Origin of the sequence: Mycoplasma sp. 744, assembly GCF_034863305.1 — a bacterium.
In the GTDB taxonomy this organism is placed as follows: domain Bacteria; phylum Bacillota_I; class Bacilli_A; order Mycoplasmatales; family Metamycoplasmataceae; genus Mycoplasmopsis.
The window spans coordinates 59,051-76,730 of sequence record NZ_JAYFFF010000001.1 but is presented as its reverse complement, the minus strand read 5'-3'; the positions used below and the strand labels follow the sequence as shown (position 1 = coordinate 76,730).

General features: G+C 21.7%; 15 protein-coding genes. 8 read left to right on the top strand and 7 right to left on the bottom strand.

Features of this window, described 5'->3' with window-relative positions:
- Nucleotides 1-4: 4 nt before the first annotated feature.
- The 4 genes from rnpA (at nucleotide 5) to asnA (ending at nucleotide 4,125) form a co-directional block, all read left to right on the top strand.
- Nucleotides 5-334 (top strand): ribonuclease P protein component, encoded by a 330-nt coding sequence (gene rnpA / locus VBM87_RS00435; RefSeq protein WP_323176900.1) that lies wholly within the window; start codon nucleotides 5-7, stop codon nucleotides 332-334.
- Nucleotides 321-2,312 carry a membrane protein insertase YidC gene (yidC, locus tag VBM87_RS00430; protein WP_323176899.1) on the top strand — a complete coding sequence of 664 codons (1,992 nt, stop codon included), beginning with the start codon at nucleotides 321-323 and terminating at the stop codon, nucleotides 2,310-2,312. The genes rnpA and yidC overlap by 14 nt, the downstream gene beginning before the upstream one ends.
- Before the next feature lie 114 nt (nucleotides 2,313-2,426).
- On the top strand, nucleotides 2,427-3,158 hold the full coding sequence (locus VBM87_RS00425) for a PQ-loop domain-containing transporter (protein ID WP_323176898.1): 732 nt from the start codon (nucleotides 2,427-2,429) through the stop codon (nucleotides 3,156-3,158).
- Nucleotides 3,145-4,125, top strand: coding sequence for an aspartate--ammonia ligase (gene asnA / locus VBM87_RS00420; protein ID WP_323176897.1), 981 nt, complete (start codon nucleotides 3,145-3,147; stop codon nucleotides 4,123-4,125). The genes VBM87_RS00425 and asnA overlap by 14 nt, the downstream gene beginning before the upstream one ends.
- A gap of 24 nt (nucleotides 4,126-4,149) precedes the next feature.
- On the opposite strand, the gene VBM87_RS00415 is transcribed toward asnA, so the two are convergent.
- From VBM87_RS00415 to dnaA, 3 genes are read right to left on the bottom strand one after another with little or no spacing between them, the layout of a single operon-like run.
- Nucleotides 4,150-4,362 (bottom strand): RNA-binding S4 domain-containing protein, encoded by a 213-nt coding sequence (locus VBM87_RS00415; RefSeq protein WP_257075925.1) that lies wholly within the window; start codon nucleotides 4,360-4,362, stop codon nucleotides 4,150-4,152.
- Nucleotides 4,363-4,365: 3 nt separating this feature from the next.
- Nucleotides 4,366-5,472, bottom strand: a complete 1,107-nt coding sequence (locus tag VBM87_RS00410; RefSeq protein ID WP_323176896.1) for a DNA polymerase III subunit beta — start codon at nucleotides 5,470-5,472, stop codon at nucleotides 4,366-4,368.
- A gap of 8 nt (nucleotides 5,473-5,480) precedes the next feature.
- Nucleotides 5,481-6,866: a chromosomal replication initiator protein DnaA gene (gene dnaA, locus VBM87_RS00405; RefSeq protein ID WP_323176895.1), complete on the bottom strand. Its 1,386-nt coding sequence runs from the start codon at nucleotides 6,864-6,866 to the stop codon at nucleotides 5,481-5,483.
- Between the two features lie 232 nt (nucleotides 6,867-7,098).
- Between dnaA and VBM87_RS00400 the strand changes: the two genes are divergently transcribed.
- The 4 genes from VBM87_RS00400 (at nucleotide 7,099) to ftsH (ending at nucleotide 12,829) form a co-directional block, all read left to right on the top strand.
- Nucleotides 7,099-9,249, top strand: coding sequence for an ATP-dependent DNA helicase (locus tag VBM87_RS00400; protein ID WP_323176894.1), 2,151 nt, complete (start codon nucleotides 7,099-7,101; stop codon nucleotides 9,247-9,249).
- Nucleotides 9,224-9,781 (top strand): aminoacyl-tRNA hydrolase, encoded by a 558-nt coding sequence (pth, locus tag VBM87_RS00395; RefSeq protein ID WP_323176893.1) that lies wholly within the window; start codon nucleotides 9,224-9,226, stop codon nucleotides 9,779-9,781. The genes VBM87_RS00400 and pth overlap by 26 nt, the downstream gene beginning before the upstream one ends.
- Complete coding sequence (tilS, locus tag VBM87_RS00390) at nucleotides 9,762-10,661, top strand: tRNA lysidine(34) synthetase TilS (RefSeq protein WP_323176892.1); 900 nt, start codon at nucleotides 9,762-9,764, stop codon at nucleotides 10,659-10,661. Before pth ends, tilS begins: the two co-directional genes overlap by 20 nt.
- A gap of 80 nt (nucleotides 10,662-10,741) precedes the next feature.
- Complete coding sequence (ftsH, locus tag VBM87_RS00385; RefSeq protein WP_323176891.1) at nucleotides 10,742-12,829, top strand: ATP-dependent zinc metalloprotease FtsH; 2,088 nt, start codon at nucleotides 10,742-10,744, stop codon at nucleotides 12,827-12,829.
- A 79-nt stretch (nucleotides 12,830-12,908) separates the two neighbouring features.
- Here ftsH and VBM87_RS00380 read toward each other — a convergent pair whose 3' ends face one another.
- Genes VBM87_RS00380 through rnr form a run of 4 tightly spaced genes read right to left on the bottom strand, consistent with a single transcriptional unit; the run spans nucleotide 12,909 to nucleotide 17,636 of the window.
- Nucleotides 12,909-13,193: a putative quinol monooxygenase gene (locus VBM87_RS00380; RefSeq protein WP_257075917.1), complete on the bottom strand. Its 285-nt coding sequence runs from the start codon at nucleotides 13,191-13,193 to the stop codon at nucleotides 12,909-12,911.
- Nucleotides 13,194-13,200: 7 nt separating this feature from the next.
- Entirely contained in the window at nucleotides 13,201-14,742 is a 1,542-nt protein-coding gene (metG, locus tag VBM87_RS00375; protein ID WP_323176890.1) for a methionine--tRNA ligase, read from the bottom strand.
- On the bottom strand, nucleotides 14,735-15,520 hold the full coding sequence (locus VBM87_RS00370; RefSeq protein WP_323176889.1) for a tRNA1(Val) (adenine(37)-N6)-methyltransferase: 786 nt from the start codon (nucleotides 15,518-15,520) through the stop codon (nucleotides 14,735-14,737). Before VBM87_RS00370 ends, metG begins: the two co-directional genes overlap by 8 nt.
- A complete protein-coding gene (gene rnr, locus VBM87_RS00365) occupies nucleotides 15,513-17,636 on the bottom strand; it encodes a ribonuclease R (protein ID WP_323176888.1) in 2,124 nt (707 codons plus the stop codon). The genes VBM87_RS00370 and rnr overlap by 8 nt, the downstream gene beginning before the upstream one ends.
- Between the last annotated feature and the right edge of the window lie 44 nt (nucleotides 17,637-17,680).

The following is a 17,680-nucleotide window of genomic DNA, read 5'->3' as shown; positions in this document are numbered from 1 at the left end:
AACAATGAAAAAAATATATCGTTTGCAAAAAAGTTGAGAATTTGACACCATAATTAAAAATAAACAACAGATAATTAATAAATTTTTAATCATCTATTATATGCCAAGCGATTCTTTTAAAATAGGTATAACTGTGCCAAAAAAATTCTGTAATGCCGTTTATAGAAATTATTATAAAAGACAATTAAAAGATATTATTAACTCGTTAAATATATACAATTTAAAATATCATTTTGTATTAATTTTAAGAAAAGAATTTTTGACACAAAATTATCAAATTAAATTAGAAACTACTAGAAAGTTATTTAATAAACTACAAAATGGAAAAGAATAGATCTAAACATTTTGATTATTTTAGTAAAAACAATACTAACAATAATCCAAATAAAACAACTTGAAAACGTGTTTGATTTTGAATTAAAACAATTCTATATGTTTTAATTTTTGGAATTACTTTTACTGGTTGTATACAAACTTGAGTTGTAAAAACTTCCACTTATTCTGGAGCAGGAACAGAATTTTATTTAAATAAAAACGAAATCGCTCCTTCAATAAGAACTATTACAAACGGTGATATTCCTAAGAATGATAAATTTTTAAAAGAAAATGAATTTTATGAAGTCAAACACTTAACAGAAGCTAACTACCTTTTATCTAAATATTCTGACCCAACTACGTTAGAAGAAATACAAAAACAAACAGCAGAAGATAATGGAGAATATGGTAAATATAATTCTTTTTCAAGTGGTATTCAATTTATAGATAAAAATCAACAAAATGATACACAACATGCAATTATCTATAATGAAGAAACTAAAAGATATTTATTTAAAGCTATTTCTTCACAAAATTATAAATCGATTTACCCTAAATTAACAACTATTAAATTTTTAAATCCTGAATATAACTTAAATAACTTTTTTACACTTAATCAAAATGATAAAACATATACTTTGATTACTAATAGTGATACTCCATACACAAAAGAAACATTTAAGTGAGATAAGGATAAAAACAGCTTTTCAACTACTGAAAAATTTGTTTATTCAAAAGCATCGTTATTTGAAGTTGAAAATAATTTTAATAATAAAGCTAATTTAACATTTAATCGTGATGTTTTAGAATTGTTATACAATAAAACATTTGATGAAAATAACAATACATATTATGCTAATGCAATAAAAGATTTTGATATTGAAGGATCAACTATAACTGAAAAATATCAAAATATATTAAACAAAATCATTGATCATAAAGAAAATTTAACTTTAACAGAAGAACAATTTAATGCAATTTTTATGTATAACGAAACCATATTAAAATATTTAAGAGATTTAAATTTTTTAACTGTTGAAGTAAAAGATAAGGTCCATGTCTTAGATTTGAACAACAATTTAGCATTTGACAATAATAATAACCCTGTTTATTTAGATAAGGTAAATCCTTCTAATTACAAAGCTGGTAATTATCTTAATGATATTAATTCATTAGCTTATCAAAACACTATAGAACAAAAACCAATTACCTCATGAGTTGAATCATGAAATTTAGGACCATTTTTCTCTTTATTTGTTTATCCTATTTCATATATTACTTCTTCTATTAGAAATCCTTTGCCAAATGCTTTTGGTTGAACTACTATTTTTGCAATTATTATTGCGGTTGTAGTAACTCGTTTAATTGCTTTAGCTTTTACATGAAAAGCTACTGTAACTCAATCACGTCAAGAAGAGTTAAAACATAAAAAAGCTAAAATTGATGCTAAATATGCTGAATTTAAACATGATAAACAAATGAAAGCAAGACAACAACAAGAAATACAAACATTATATAAAAAACATGGTATTAATCCATTTGACATAATTTTAAGTACTTTTATTTCTTTACCAATTTTTCTTGCTATGTGAAGAGTTATTCAAAGTGTACCATCACTTAAATCAACTACTTGATTAGGTTTTGAATTCTCAGCTACTTCTTGAAGAAATTTAATTTATGAAGGTCAATTCCAATATATTGCTTTATTAATTGTTACTTTAAGTACTCAATTAATTTCACAAATTCTTCCAAGAATACTTAATAGAAGGAAAAACAAACAAAGATTATCTATTGAAGAAGAAAAAGCATTAAAAAAATCTAATAAAACACAAAATATTATGTTAATTGTTTTTACAATTATTAGTGTTTTATTTACTGCCGGAGTTCAAATATATTGAATTTTTAGTAGTTTATGAATGATTATTCAAACATTAATTATTCATTATGTTAGAAAATCTGAGTTTTATCGTAAAAAATATTTAAACAAAGCATTGTAATAAATGTTTTGTTTTTATTTTAATTATGTTACAAATTTTGAATATTTACCTCTGTAAATAATATTTTTTATATAATTTATTTGCTACTTATAAGTAGCAAATAAAGGAAATTATATGTATACTTTTTTTGCTATAAATAGTAATACTCCCGTTTTACGTGAAATTGCTGTTTTTTTAAGTATTTTTGTGTTTATTGTAACTTTATCTTTATCTATTCCTCAACTTATACATTTATTAAAAGTTAAAAAAACACACAAAGATACAAAATTTATTTCATATTGAATATTTTATATTGGATTATTAGGTTGAATGTTGTTTGGTGGATTCAACTCACCAAAAAACGCAGCTTCAGTTTATGCTAATGCGATTTGTTCAATTATTCAATCTGTTGTGTTATATCTTTTATATAAGTATTCTTTTAAAGAACAACATAAAAAAGTTGCACCTTATATTTTAATAAGTACTGTTACTTTTAGTATTATAATAACCATTATCTCGATTTTAGGTTTATATTTAAAAATAAACAATTCACAAGAATGATCTAATAATAAAGATTTTGCAACCTTTTTAGCAAACTTTTTCCCTATGGTTACCTGTTTTGCTTTTTTACCTCAAGTATTGAAAAGTTTTGAAACCAAAAATTTTGGTGGTATGTCAATATACATGGTTTTACTTTTTTGTATAAATAATATAGGATGAATTTTACTTTTTATTGTTTTAGGTTTGATGAGTGGATTTAGTAATTTAGCTACTCCTATAATGTATCAATCTATTTCACTTTTAATTTATGGTATGCAATTACAATTAATGATAAGAATTAAAAAAGGTTTAAATGTATCAAAGTAAACTTAACATTAAAGAAACACAACTAGCAATCCAGAAATTAAAATTTACTTTTATTAAAAATCTAAGTAAAACTCTTAATTTAGTTAGAGTTACTGCTCCACTTTTTGTTAATAGCAACACTAAAATTAATGATGGTTTATCTGGTGAAGAACCAGTTAAATTTAAACCAAAACAAATTACTAATTCTTTAGAAATTGTTCACTCTTTAGCTAAATGAAAAAGAGAAGCATTACATAGATATAATTTTAATATTTATGAGGGTTTATGAACAGATATGAATGCTATTAGACAAATGGAAAATGTTGATTATTTACATTCATATTACGTTGACCAATGAGATTGAGAACTGATAATCAAAAAAGAAGATAGAACAATTGAATTTTTAAAATCAATTGTTAAAAAAATTTATAAAACAATAAGATTTGTCGAACATAAATTAATTTTTGATTTTCCACAATTGAGTAAAAAACTCCCAGAAGAAATAACTTTTATAAGCTCGTATGAACTTTTTAAAAAATATCCTAATATGTCAGCTGAAGAAAGAGAAAATGCTTATAGTAAAGAAGTAAAAGCTTTTTTTGTATACTCTATTGGTTTTTTATTACCAGATAACAAAAAACACTCTGATAGGGCTTTTGATTATGATGATTGAACTTTAAATGGTGATTTAATTGTTTATGATGCTGTAAATGATAAAGCCTTAGAAATATCTTCAATGGGAATAAGAGTAAATGAAAAATCTTTACTTGAACAAGCAAAATTTGCTAATATAAAAGAAAATTATTTGGCTTTATACCATAAAAATATAATAAATAATACATTCCCTTTAACTATTGGAGGTGGTATTGGTCAAAGTCGCTTATCAATGTTTTTATTAGAAAAAAAACACATAGGGGAAGTTCAAGTTGGTATTTGACCAGAAGAAATGATTGAAAAATACAAAAAAGAAGGTGTTATATTACTATAAAAAAATAGAATGATTAAATTCATTCTATTTTTTTATAACTTGATAAACAATATTATTTATTCAAATAGCATCACCTGGATAAATTTTTGATGATCTTCCTTGAGGAATATTATTGTTAATTTTTACATCATTAAATTCTAAAAAATATTTTGCTTGACCACCAGTATCAATTATTTTTGCTTTTTTTAAAAACTGACCTAATGTTATGAAATCTGTTTCAATTATAATTTGATTCATTGTTTAGCCTCTTGTCGGTGAAATTATTTGTTTTGCTTCTTGGTTAGATTTTGAAATAATCAAAATTTTTGAAGGTTTATCATCTATTAATAATACTACTTCATCACTATAAACACTTAGTGATTCTTTTATAAAATTAAAATCCAAATCAAAAGAAACATTTTGTTTTTCACTTTGAAATTCAAAGTTTTTTGTTTTTACTAATGAAGTTCCGATTTCAAGAATTAAAACTGAAATTTTTAATTCATTTTTATTTATTGCTAAACTTATTTTTTTATAACCAGGAGTACTTATAACATAAGCTTTATTCATTAAATCCATAAATACATCTTTTTTAATTTTTAATGTACTTTTAATTTCTTTTGTGTCAAATAAATATTCTAATTTTGGATATGTAACATCTGAAGAATTAGCAGTAATAATTGTATTTTTATATTCAATACCAAATTTAGTACTATTGTAAAATAAATAAGCTTCTTTTGGACAATCATTAGGAATAAGATCTTTTACACTAGATGATAATACTGAAATATCAAATTCGTTTGTAAAAATTTCTTTAGTATCTAATGTATATCTTGCAAGTCTATATTTATCTGTTGCTGTTATTTCAATTTTTGTATCATTAAATGAAAAATTTATACATTTCAAAACATGATCATCTTGTGAAGTTGCAAAAGAAACAGATTGAATTGCTTTTTTAAATTTATGTGTGTCTATTTCTATTTTTTTAATATTAAATAATTCTTCGATACCATTAAAAATTTCAACTTTGTTTGGTGCTAAAGTGTAATTTACATCATCAGTAACTATATTTATACTACCGTTTAAATCATCAATATTAATAATTCCTGAAGTTTTTCTAATTACATTTTTTATTAATGTTGCATTTATTAAAAATATTCCTTCCTCTATAACTTTTATTTTTTGATTATCAACATTAATTGATTTAACAATACTTATAAAACCATTTGTTGCACTTAACGTTATTTTTTCTTTTGTTATTTCAAATAAAATACATCTTAAACCATAAGAACTATTAATAGGATCAGTATATCTACTTACTATGTCAATAGTTTCTTCAAATATCTTTTTTGTTATTGAAATTTGCATTATTCTCCTTAATTTAAGCGATAGATATCATTATTTATTTCTGAAATTGTTTGTTTTAAATTTGGATCTTTACTATTTATTTCTTCATTTATTTTTTTAATTGAATTAATTATTGTTGAATGATCTCTATTTCCAAATATTGAACCAATTTTTTCAAAAGATAATTCCAATTCAGCTTTGATTATATATATAGCTATATTTCTAGCTAAAAGAACTTCTTTTTTTCTATTTTTACCAATTATTTCTTTTTTAGAAATTTTATAATATTTACTTACATACTCAATAATAGTTTCAGGAGTAATATTCTTTTTATTTTTTTGTATAGTTGATAGTATATTTTTAACAGTTATTAATGTATATTTAGAATTTAAATCTTTATCAATAGTTTCTTTATGAAATAAAACTTTTTTTAAAGCTCCTATAATTTTTCTTATATCGCTTGAAAAATTTCTTGTTATAAATTTTATTGCTTCATCATCTCAATTATTATGATTCATTTTTAAATCATCAATTAAAAATTCTGTAACTTTATATAAATCTTTTTGATTTGGTTTTTTAATTTCTATTTGTAAACCTTCTGATAATCTTGTTATTAGTCTATCTTCAAAACTATTACTTAATAATTCTATAGATTTATCAGATGCAACAATAGTTATTTTATTTTCAGTTTTTCTTGTATCTAAAATACTATATATAGAATTTATTGTTTTTCTTTTATTCCCTATTGCTAAACTTTGAAAATCGTCAAAAATTAATAAATCAACTTTGCTTAAAAGATTTTTTATTTCTAATAATTTATTTTGATCATTTTCCTGTAAAATAATTGACATTTCTCTTATAAAAACATTAGGATTAATATATTTAACTGTTTTATTTTTATTCAAAAATTCATTACTTATAGCATTTAATAAATGTGTTTTTCCTAAACCTGATGATCCATATATAAAAATTGGATTAAAATCTGTTCTACCATTAATAATTATTTTAGCCATATTTATTGCTTCATTATTAAAATCAGAAACAACATAATTATTAAATGTTAGTTTTTTTTGTATATTATCGTCAATTTTTATTTCTTTTTCTTTTTTATTTTTTTCTTTTAAAAAATATTTTTTAATATCATTTTTATTTAATATTTTTATTTCTTTTTCAGAACCAAAAATTTCAACAATAATTTTATTAAATAAATTTTTATTTTTTTCTACAACATCTTTTACAGTTTCTATATCATCATTTGTTTCGAGCCATAAAATATTATTTTTTACAATATAAATTTTTAAATTATTAAATATTGTTTTTTTTAATAATTTATCTTCACTATAAAAATTTAATTTTTCTTTTAATAAATTAGAATAGTTATCAATTATTTCTTTTGTAAGTTTATTATTAGACATATATATAATATTATTATGTAGTTAAATAATGTGAATAAAATAATATAATAAACATTTTAAAAACATACTTTTCCACATATTTTTCCACAGTTTAATAACCTATAAATAAGGGATAAAAGTCATTTTTAAATAACAATGTTAATAATAATTTTTTATTGTGTTGAAAACAAGTTTAAAACTAAAAATAAAAAGCTAAATTTTTATTTTTTGAAATAGTAAATATAATTAAATAATGGATAATCAAAATTTATTAGTTAAAAAAGGTATTTTTAAAAAAATTTTAAAAGGTGGACAAGATTTTGAATGAAAATTTTCTTTAGCTCTTTTTAAACCTGAAAATGAAAAAGAAATATTAATTTATATAAAAAATGAAAAAATAAGAATCAATTTTAAATATGAAATTGAATTTAAATATAATCAAGAATGAAAAAGTTTTTCTTTATTAAATTTAAAAGCAATTAATAATGAATTTGAAGAAATAAAAAATATTGTTTTAAAGTCATATAAAGGTGAGGAAAGACTAAAAAAAATAATTGATATATATGGTGAAAATTGGTTTGAAAATTTAGAAAAAAATAATTATTGCAATTTATTATTAACCCCTAAAACAGTTGAAAAAATTAAAGAAATTAAAAATGACACTTTAAAAACATTTTTTATAAAGAATGGTATTAATAATCTTTATAAAAAACTAGAAATTATTTTTGAAAATTTAACTAATAAAACTATAAATGCGAATACAATTTTAGATTTATATAATTTACAAAATAATAATTTAGATTTTTATCAAATTAAAAAATATTTAACAGCTATTTATATAGAAAATAAAGAACTGCCAGAATTTGAAAAATTAATAGAAAGTTTAATTTTTACATTTTTAAACATAAAATTTAATAACAATAATACTTTGATTGATTTAGATTTGATTGAAATAACTTATTTTATAGATAATGAAATTAAAGAAATTTATGAAAATAAATTAAATTTTAATTTAGATATAAATAATATTTTAATCAGAATGTTGAAAGAAAAAAAAATATTTATATTCGAAACTAAAGATAATACTCCTAAAATAACAACAAAAACAATGTTTGAAATTGAAAATACTATTTACAAAAGACTTTTTGAAATTTTAAATAAAAATTCTTTAAAAAAAGATATTCAAGTCGATCATAAAACAAATTGATCAAATGAACAATATCAAGCTTATAAAAATTCATTCATTAATAATATAAATATAATCAGTGGAGCACCGGGTACAGGAAAAACTTTTTTAATAAAAGAAATATATTATTCTTTAATAAATAAATTTAATTTATTAGAAAAAGAGATTCAAATTGTTTCTCTTACAGGAAGAACAATACATAATTTAGTAAATAAAGGTTTACATAATAGTAAAACTATTCATAGTTTTTTAAAGTTTTTTGATTTTGAAGAAAAAAACTTACAAAAAAATATAAAAAGACCTGAAATTAAAGTTTTAATAATTGATGAATTCTCTCTAGTAAATAATTACTTATTTTATTCTTTGTTAAACGCTTGCGTTAATTTAGAAAAAATAATATTAGTTGGCGATAGTAATCAATTACCTAGCATAGGACCTGGTAATATATTTAGTGAATTAATAAATTCACAAATTTTTAATACAACTTATTTATCTACTTTTTTTAGAACAGATAATATAAATATAATTAAACATTTTAGTGCAATACAAAATAATAAATTAGAAGCATTGCCTTCTGAACAGGTAAATTTTTTTGAAAGTGACGAAAACTTAAAATTTTCTAAAATTTTAGAAAAATATATTGAAAAAGTTAATAAATATAATGAAATAAACGTTGCTATTTTAGCTCCTACAAATAGATTAGTTGATGAAATTAATTTATTGATTCAAGATTATAATAAAAATTTATACAAGAGGAATTCTTATGCATTATTTTATAATAAAAAAATAATTTGTATTAATGATAGAGTGATACAAATAGTTAATAATTATGAAAAAGATGTTTATAATGGAGAAATAGGGAATTTTAAAATAATTGATAATAAATATGCTGTAGATTTTGGTTATAAAATTATATTTTATGAGGATAATGAAATAAAAGAAAATTTAAAATTAGCTTATGCAACTACAGTACATAAATTTCAAGGTTCAGAAATAGATTGTGTAATTTTACCTATTTTTAGTGAAAATGAATTTATGTTAACTAAAAGAATGTTATATACTGCAACTTCAAGAGCTATTAAAGAAATAGTTCTAATAGGAGAATACCACACTTATTCGCGAAGTATTTTACATAATAAAAAGGAGAATCATATAACTACAATTTTAGGATTTTTGTTAAAAGGAGAAATAAATGAAAATGATAGTAGGATTGGGTAATCCAGGTAGTAAATATAAAAATACTAGACATAATGTTGGTTTTTTTGTTATAGATAAAATTTTAGAAAAATATAATTTATCTCTTAATAAAGAAAAATTTGAAGGTGAATATGTAATTGTTGATGATTTATTAATTGCTAAACCTTTAACTTTTATGAATAATTCAGGAGAGTTTATATATAATATTTCCAAATTTTACAAAATTAATCCTGCAGATATAATGGTTATACATGATGAAAAAGATTTTGAAATTGGAAATGCACAAATTAAAATAAGTGGTTCTTCAGCTGGTCACAACGGCATAGAAAGTATAATAAAAAAGTTTCCAAACAATGATTTCAAACGCTTGAGAATAGGAATTGGAAGAGATTTTAATATAGCTTTAAAAGATTATGTTTTGCAAAATTTTAAAAAAGAAGAATTAGAAAAATTGCAAAATATTATTGAAATTGCAGCGGGTGCGGCACTTTCTTTTGCATTTAATGATATAAAAATTGTTATGGAAAAATTTAATGTTAATAAAAAGAAATAAAAATATTTTAGTTGCTGTTAGTGGTGGGCCAGATTCTATGTTGCTATTAAATTTATTATTAAAAAAATATAATAATAAAAAAATATACGTAGCCACCATAAATTATAATTTTCGTGACAATTCAAATAAAGATGTTGAAATAGTTAGAGAATTTTGTAACAAAAAAAATATTTCTTTATTTGTTAAAAATATTTTTTATAAAGAAGATTTAAACTATAAAATAGGAAATTTTGAAAATCAAGCAAGAAATGATAGGTACGATTTTTTTAGGAAAATCTATTTTGAAAATAATATAGATTGTTTATTCTTAGCTCACCATAAAGACGATTTTTTAGAAACTTTCACAATTCAAAAAGAATCTAATAGAAAACCATTATTTTATGGAATAAAAACTAAAAGTTTTTACAAAGAAATGTTAATATGTAGACCTTTTATTAAAAAATATTTTAAAAATCAAATAATGCAAATATGTGCTAAGAAGAATATAGATTTTGCTTTGGATTATACAAATTATCAAACAATATTTACAAGAAACATAACAAGAGTTAATTATTTAGACAAATTAGATAAAGAAAAAAATAAATTAATAAAAATAATTAAAAAGAAAAATAAAATAAATATTAAAACACAAAAAAAAATAGACAAAGAATATTTAATTTGAGAAAGAACAAGTTTTGACCAAAATGTTTTTGTTAATTTATTTTTTAAAAAAAATTTAATTTTTAAGTTACTTAATACAAAATTCACAAATTTAAAAATTTCAAGCAAAAAAATAGTATCAATAATTCAATTTATAGAATCACAAAATAGAACAAGTAATTATAAAATTGATAATAAAAATTATTTATATAAAGTTAAAGGTAAATTAATTTTTAACTAATCTTTTAAATTTTTTAAAATTAATTATTGTTTATAATTAATATTAATTATAAAATAAATGATTCAAAGGAGGATTTTGCTTTGAGGAAAAAAAATTCATTATTATTTATGATTTTATTACTTAGTGCAATTATTGCAATAGTAGTATATTTTATTGTTAGACAAAATAATTCTGAAACAATAGTAAACAGAAATATATTTGATGCAGATTTTTATAATGCTATTCAAAGTACTAATGATAATATTTATTTTCAAAATGTTACTGTTGATTGACATTTAGGAACAATAAAATATACACTTGTAGGAGAAGGGCAAATTCCAGTTACAAAAGTTGCTTATGTAGGTCAATTATTTTCTAATTTAATTGGTTCTACAAATAATTCTATAAATGATTGGACATTGATAGGACAAAATCAAAGTGTAGCTGAATTGCTTAATTTGCCAACAACAACATCATACTTTAAAGTTTTAAATATGGCTTCTACTTTAAGTAATGGTACAGTTTCTCAAATTAATTTCACTATTTTACCTTATAAAGAAACATCAATTTGACAAAGTTTATTATTTTCATTACTTCCAACTTTAATATTCTTTGTTTTAATGTGATTACTTTATAGATCAATGATGAAAAAAAGTATGAACATGATGGGTGGTGTAGTAGGAGAAGAAAAAAATCCAGCTCAAAAAATTAAAAGTGATAAAACTTTTAAAGATATAGCTGGTAATAAAGAAGCAATTGAAGAAATAGAAGAAATAGTAGATTATTTAAAAAACCCTAAAAAATATCAAAATGCAGGAGCAAGAATGCCTCATGGAGTACTGTTAGGTGGGCCTCCAGGAACGGGTAAAACATTATTAGCTAAAGCAACAGCAGGCGAAGCTAATGTACCATTTTATTTTATTTCAGCTTCAAATTTTGTTGAAATGTTTGTTGGATTAGGTGCAAAAAGAGTAAGAAGTGTTGTAGAAGAGGCGAGAAAAAATGCCCCAGCAATTATTTTTATAGATGAATTAGATGCAATAGGTAGAACTAGAGGCGCAGGATTGGGTGGCGGACATGATGAACGTGAACAAACACTTAATCAATTATTAGTTGAAATGGACGGAATGAAGGAAAATAATGGTATATTATTTTTCGCCGCAACAAATAGAACAGATGTTTTAGATCCTGCATTAACAAGACCAGGTCGTTTTGATAGAACTATAACTGTAGGTTTACCTGATGTAAAAGAAAGACAAGAAATTTTACAATTACATGCAAAAGGCAAACGTTTAGCACCAAATATTAATTTAGCTCAAGTGGCTAAAAGAACTCCTGGTTTTTCTGGTGCACAATTGGAAAATGTTATAAATGAAGCTTCACTTTTAGCTGTTAGAAACAATAAAGATATTATTCAATTAGATGATATTGATGAAGCAATTGATAGAGTAATGTCTGGACCTGCCAAAAAAAATAGAGTAATTACAAAAGAAGAATTAACTATGATTGCTTATCACGAAGCAGGTCATGCTGTTGTAGGTATTAAAATACCAGGAGGGAATAAAGTACAAAAAATTACTATTATTCCAAGAGGTCAAGCTGGCGGATATAATTTAATGACACCAGAAGAAGAAAAATACAATATGTCTAAAACAGAACTTATAGCTATGATAACAAGTTTTATGGGCGGTAGAGCAGCGGAAAGAATTATTTATGGTGATGATAATGTTTCCACAGGTGCAAGTGATGATATTTCTAAAGCAACTAAAATAGCAAGAAAAATGGTTACTGAATGAGGTATGTCTAATTTAGGACCAATACAATTTGAAAAAGATGAGGGATCACCTTTTTTAGGAAGAGATTATTTAAAATCATCTGGTTTTTCAGCACAAATAGGTCATGAAATAGATATAGAAGTAAGAAAAATAATGTTAGAAGCTGAAAATAAAGCTATGGAAGTTATAAAAGCAAATAAAGAATTGTTAGAACTTATTAAAACAGCTTTATTAGATAAAGAAACAATTGTTGCAGAAGAAATTGAATATATAGCCAAAAATCTAAAATTACCTAAAAAAGAAGAAGAAAAAGAAATAATAAAAAACGACTATACTTTAGATGAATTAATAACAGAATCACAAACTATAATAAATAATATAAGTATAGAAGAAAATAGTAAAAAAACAGAATAATTATAATGATTTTCCAAAGTTATTTATATATAGCTTTTGGATTTATTCATTATCAAATTCTGTTTTTTTATTTATTAAATTAAATTGAAGTTTCATATTTTTTTACATAAGGTTTATTTATAGTATATTGGATAATAGATTTATTTACATTTTTATAAATTTCAGAAGCAACAAATTTTTCATAATCATCTTTTGTGCTTCATCTTTCTATAATCACAAAAGTATGTAAATCTTTCCAAAAACCATCTATTGAAAGATTTAATTCTTGCTTTTTATGTTCATAAATAGCACTTAAAATATTTTGTTGAAATTCTTTTTTCTTTTCTACATTAATTTTTAATTCTTTATATACTACACAAATCATATTTCTCCTATTTAATTCTATTTAAAAATAAATATTTAGATTCTATTTTTTTCAGATTAAATTTAGTAAAATCATTTAATTCTTCTTTTTTAAATGAAGAACAATTTAAAATTTCAGCTACTTCTTGCATTTTTCTAGGCATACAAATTTGTAAAGCGTATGAAACAGTATAAATTCCATTTAATAATCTTATTAAAATTTGTTCTAATTTATCTAATTCATTAGTTAAAGTTCAAGGTTGTGTTTTATCGATATATTTATTTAAATAGTCACTTAAATTGATTGCTTCTTTTAAAGCTTTATCAATCTTATAATTATTCATTAAACTAGTAAATAAAGAATCAAATTCTAATAATTTATTATCTAATTCTTGGTTTAATTTGTCATCTGAATTAATATAAATCATTCCATTAACAAAACTATTATTAACCATTTTAATAGTACGAGAAATCAAATTACCATAATTATTAACTAAATCAGAATTTATTATTTTAATGAGATGTTCTTCACTAAAATTGCCATCTTCACCAAATATTATTTGGCTTGTAAAATAATATTTAATTAACTCATCATGATATTTATTTAATAAATATTCAGGAGCTATAACATTATTTAATGATTTTGACATTTTTCTGCCATTTTTATCTCTTAATAATCCATGACTAATAATATGTGTTGGTTGTTTTAATTGCATAGATTCGAGAAATATTGGTCAGTAAATAAAGTGAAAACGAGCAATTTCTTTTCCTAAAATATGTACTATTTCGTCTCCATTTTTTCAATATTTTAAATAATTTTCATCTGGGTTATCAAGATCATATCCTAAAGCACTTATATAATTAAATAAAGCATCTAATCATACATATAAAGTATGTTCTGGCTCTTCATTAATTGATACTGCTCATTTAACATTTGTTCTAGTTATAGATAAATCATCTAATCCTTCGCTAATAAAATTATTGATTAATTCATTCACAATTTTTTGTGGTTTTAAAAAATTAGGATTATCTTTAATATATTGCATTCATCAATTTTGCATTTTTTTCATATTAAAAAAGTAACTATCTTCACTCATTTTAATTAATTTATGACCTGAAACAGGATGATAATATTCACCATCTTTATAATCAGCTTGATTTTTTGCTAAATACTCTTCATCATTTATTGAATATAAACCTTCATATTTTGCTTTGTATATATAATTATTTTTTAACATTCAAGAAAAAACATTTTTGACTAATTTTTCATGTTTTTTATTAGTTGTTCTAGAAAAAAAATCATATTCTATATTTCAATCTTTTCACATTTGTTTATAGGAAGTAACTAAATTATCTACAAAAATTTTTGGTTCTTGATTAGATTGAGCAGCTTTTGTTGCAATTTTTTGACCATGTTCATCACTACCGGTTAAAAATTTAACGTCATAATCTTGTGTTCTTTTGTAATTGGCTATTGTTCAAGCTAAAATTGTACAATATAAATGGCCTATATGCAAAGGTCCAGATGCATAATAAATAGGAGTTGTGATATAAAAAGTTTTTTTATTCATCATTTTCCTTTCTTTTTATAGGTTTATATAATTTTTTAATTTCATTTCTATATTCATGTAAATCTTTATTATCAGAATCATGTAAATATAAATTAGGTAAAAAATGAATGCCTCAACCAGCTTGATATCTCGCTTCAATTAAAACTAATTTAGGTTTATCATTAATTCTAGGAATAATAAATTGTGTTCTTTTAGGTTCAAAATGGTATTTTCTCATTAAACAAAAACAATCAACTAATCTTTCAACAGGTATTACCATTGTCAAATATCCTTTTTGTTCAATTATTTTTGATGATCCTTGAATAATTTGTTCTAAATTTAATTTTATTTCATGTGTTGCAATTAATTTTTCCTGACTAATTTTCTTTCCCAATTTAATTTTTGAAATAGGATAAAAAGGAGGATTACATACTATTGAATGATATTTATAATCATTTAATTTACTTTTTTTTCTTCAAAAATCATTAAAATCATCATTTATTAGTTTAATTTGATTATTTTTTTTATTTAAATCAATGTTAATTTTTGCTATATCTACTGCTTTTGTTTGTATTTCTAAAGCATCTATTTTTAATTTGTCATCTCTTTCAGATAAAAAAATTGCTAACGCAGCATTATTAGTACCTATTTCTAAAATATTTTTTATTTTTTGATTAATAAAAACAAAATTAGCAAGTAAGATGGTATCAACTGAATAATTAAACATTTCTTTATCTTGGTAAATAAATAAATCTGAATCAAAACCTAAAGAATTTTTTATTAATTTATCTTTATTCATTATTTTTCGTCCTTATCATTTGACATTCAAAAAGAATACCATCTATTTTACCAGTTTTTTTATCCGCTGAACTAATGATTACTTTTACATAATCACCTAATTTTATTTTTCTATTTTGCGATACAAATTCAGTTTTATTATCATTTAATTTATATTCGTTATCACACATATTAGTTATATGAATCATTGCATCAGTTTTGTTTTCAAATTGAACAAATATACCGAATGGCATTAAAGAAATTACTTGTCCAACATGAATTTGACCTATTTTATTTTCTCAGTATTCAGCAAATTTTAAATCATTTGTATTTCTTTCAGTTTCAAGTGCAAATTTTTCAGAATCATTATTTAATTTAGCAATTGAATCTAATTTTTTTAGATATTCATTTTTATCAATATTATTTTGAAACACTATTTCACGTAATGCTCGATGGACAATTAAATCAGGATATCTTCTGATTGGACTAGTAAAATGACAATAAAATTTATTTGCTAAACCAAAATGTCCTATGTTATCTTTTGAATAAATAGCCTTAGACATAGTTCTTAAAAATAATGTTTTAATAAATTCATCGTTTCTTTGTTTTTTAATATTTTCAATAATATTTTGAAAATTAAGTGGAGTAATATTATTTTTATCAATACTATAGTTAATATTTAATTGATCTAAAACATTTTCAAAATATAATATTTTTTCTTCATTAGGTTGATCGTGAATTCTATATAAAAAAGGAATTTTTAAATCTGTTAAATATTCAGCAACTGCTTCATTAGCCTTAACCATAAAATTTTCTATCATTGTTTCAGAAAAGCCTGAATTTTTTATACAAATATCAATTACTTTGCCATTTTCATCAGTTTTTATTATTGGTTCATTAATTTCTAAATCAATATAACCTTGTTCTTTTTTATATTCAGTAAGTATTTTTGATAATTCTATGGCTTCATTTAACATTAAATTAAGTTGTTTATCTTCGAATAATATATTTTTATTTAAATAATCATTAACCTTTTGATATGTTAATCTATATTTAGAATTTATTACTGAAGCAAATATTTTTTTATCTATAGTTTGTCCTGATTTATTAATTTGCATTGATACAGTTAAAGTATATCTATCAACATTAGGATTTAATGAGCAAATACCATTTGATAATTTCTCAGGTAACATAGGTATAACTTTATTTACTAAATAAATTGAAGTGCCTCTTTTAAGTGCTTCATTATCAATAGGATCATTTTCTTTAACATAATATGCTACATCAGCAATATGAACATTTAATTCAAATAAATTGTCATTAATTTTTTTAACACTTATTGCATCGTCAAAATCTTTTGTATTTTCTCCATCAATCGTAACTATTAGTTTATCTCTTAAATCAACTCTATTTTTTAAATCTTTTATATCTATTTCATCATCAATAAGTTGACTATGTAATAAAACTTCTTCAGGAAAAGTATTTGGAACATTATTTTCGTTATTATATGCTTCTACAAAAGCCATAGGGTCTTTTGAGTTTGAAATAATTTTTATTGGTTCAATGATCAAAATATTTTTATTTTTTTTAACTATTTGTGCTTTTATTATATCTTGTTCATTAATTACTAAATTATTTTGTTTAAATTGAAAAGAAAACATTGAATACATCTTATTTATAGGCTCAAAAAGAAATCTATTTTTAGAAAAATTAATTATTCCAGTTAAATATTTTGTTTGAACATTAATAATTTTTTCCACTTTTCCATATTTTTTTTCATCATTAAAATATTGATAAACTGATACTTGTACAGTATCATTTGGTAAAGCATTATTAAAATCATTTTTAGATACAAAAATACTTTCAATAACTTCATTGTTCTCATTAAAAATATCAACAAAAGCAAATTTGCCTTCATTAACATATTTTAATTCTCCAACAACAGTTTTAATATGTTTAATTGGTATATAATTACCTTTACTAGTAATAATTAATTTATTTTCTTTAATTCAATCATTAAGTAATTTAGTTAAATTTTTATTATCTATTATTTTGATATGTGCTTTTTTAGCTAGTTCAATAAAACTAATAGGAGAATATTTAACTATTAATTTGTAAATAGCAATTTTATCTAACATTTTATTTATTATGTCCTTTCGTTGATGATTATAAATAAAAAAAC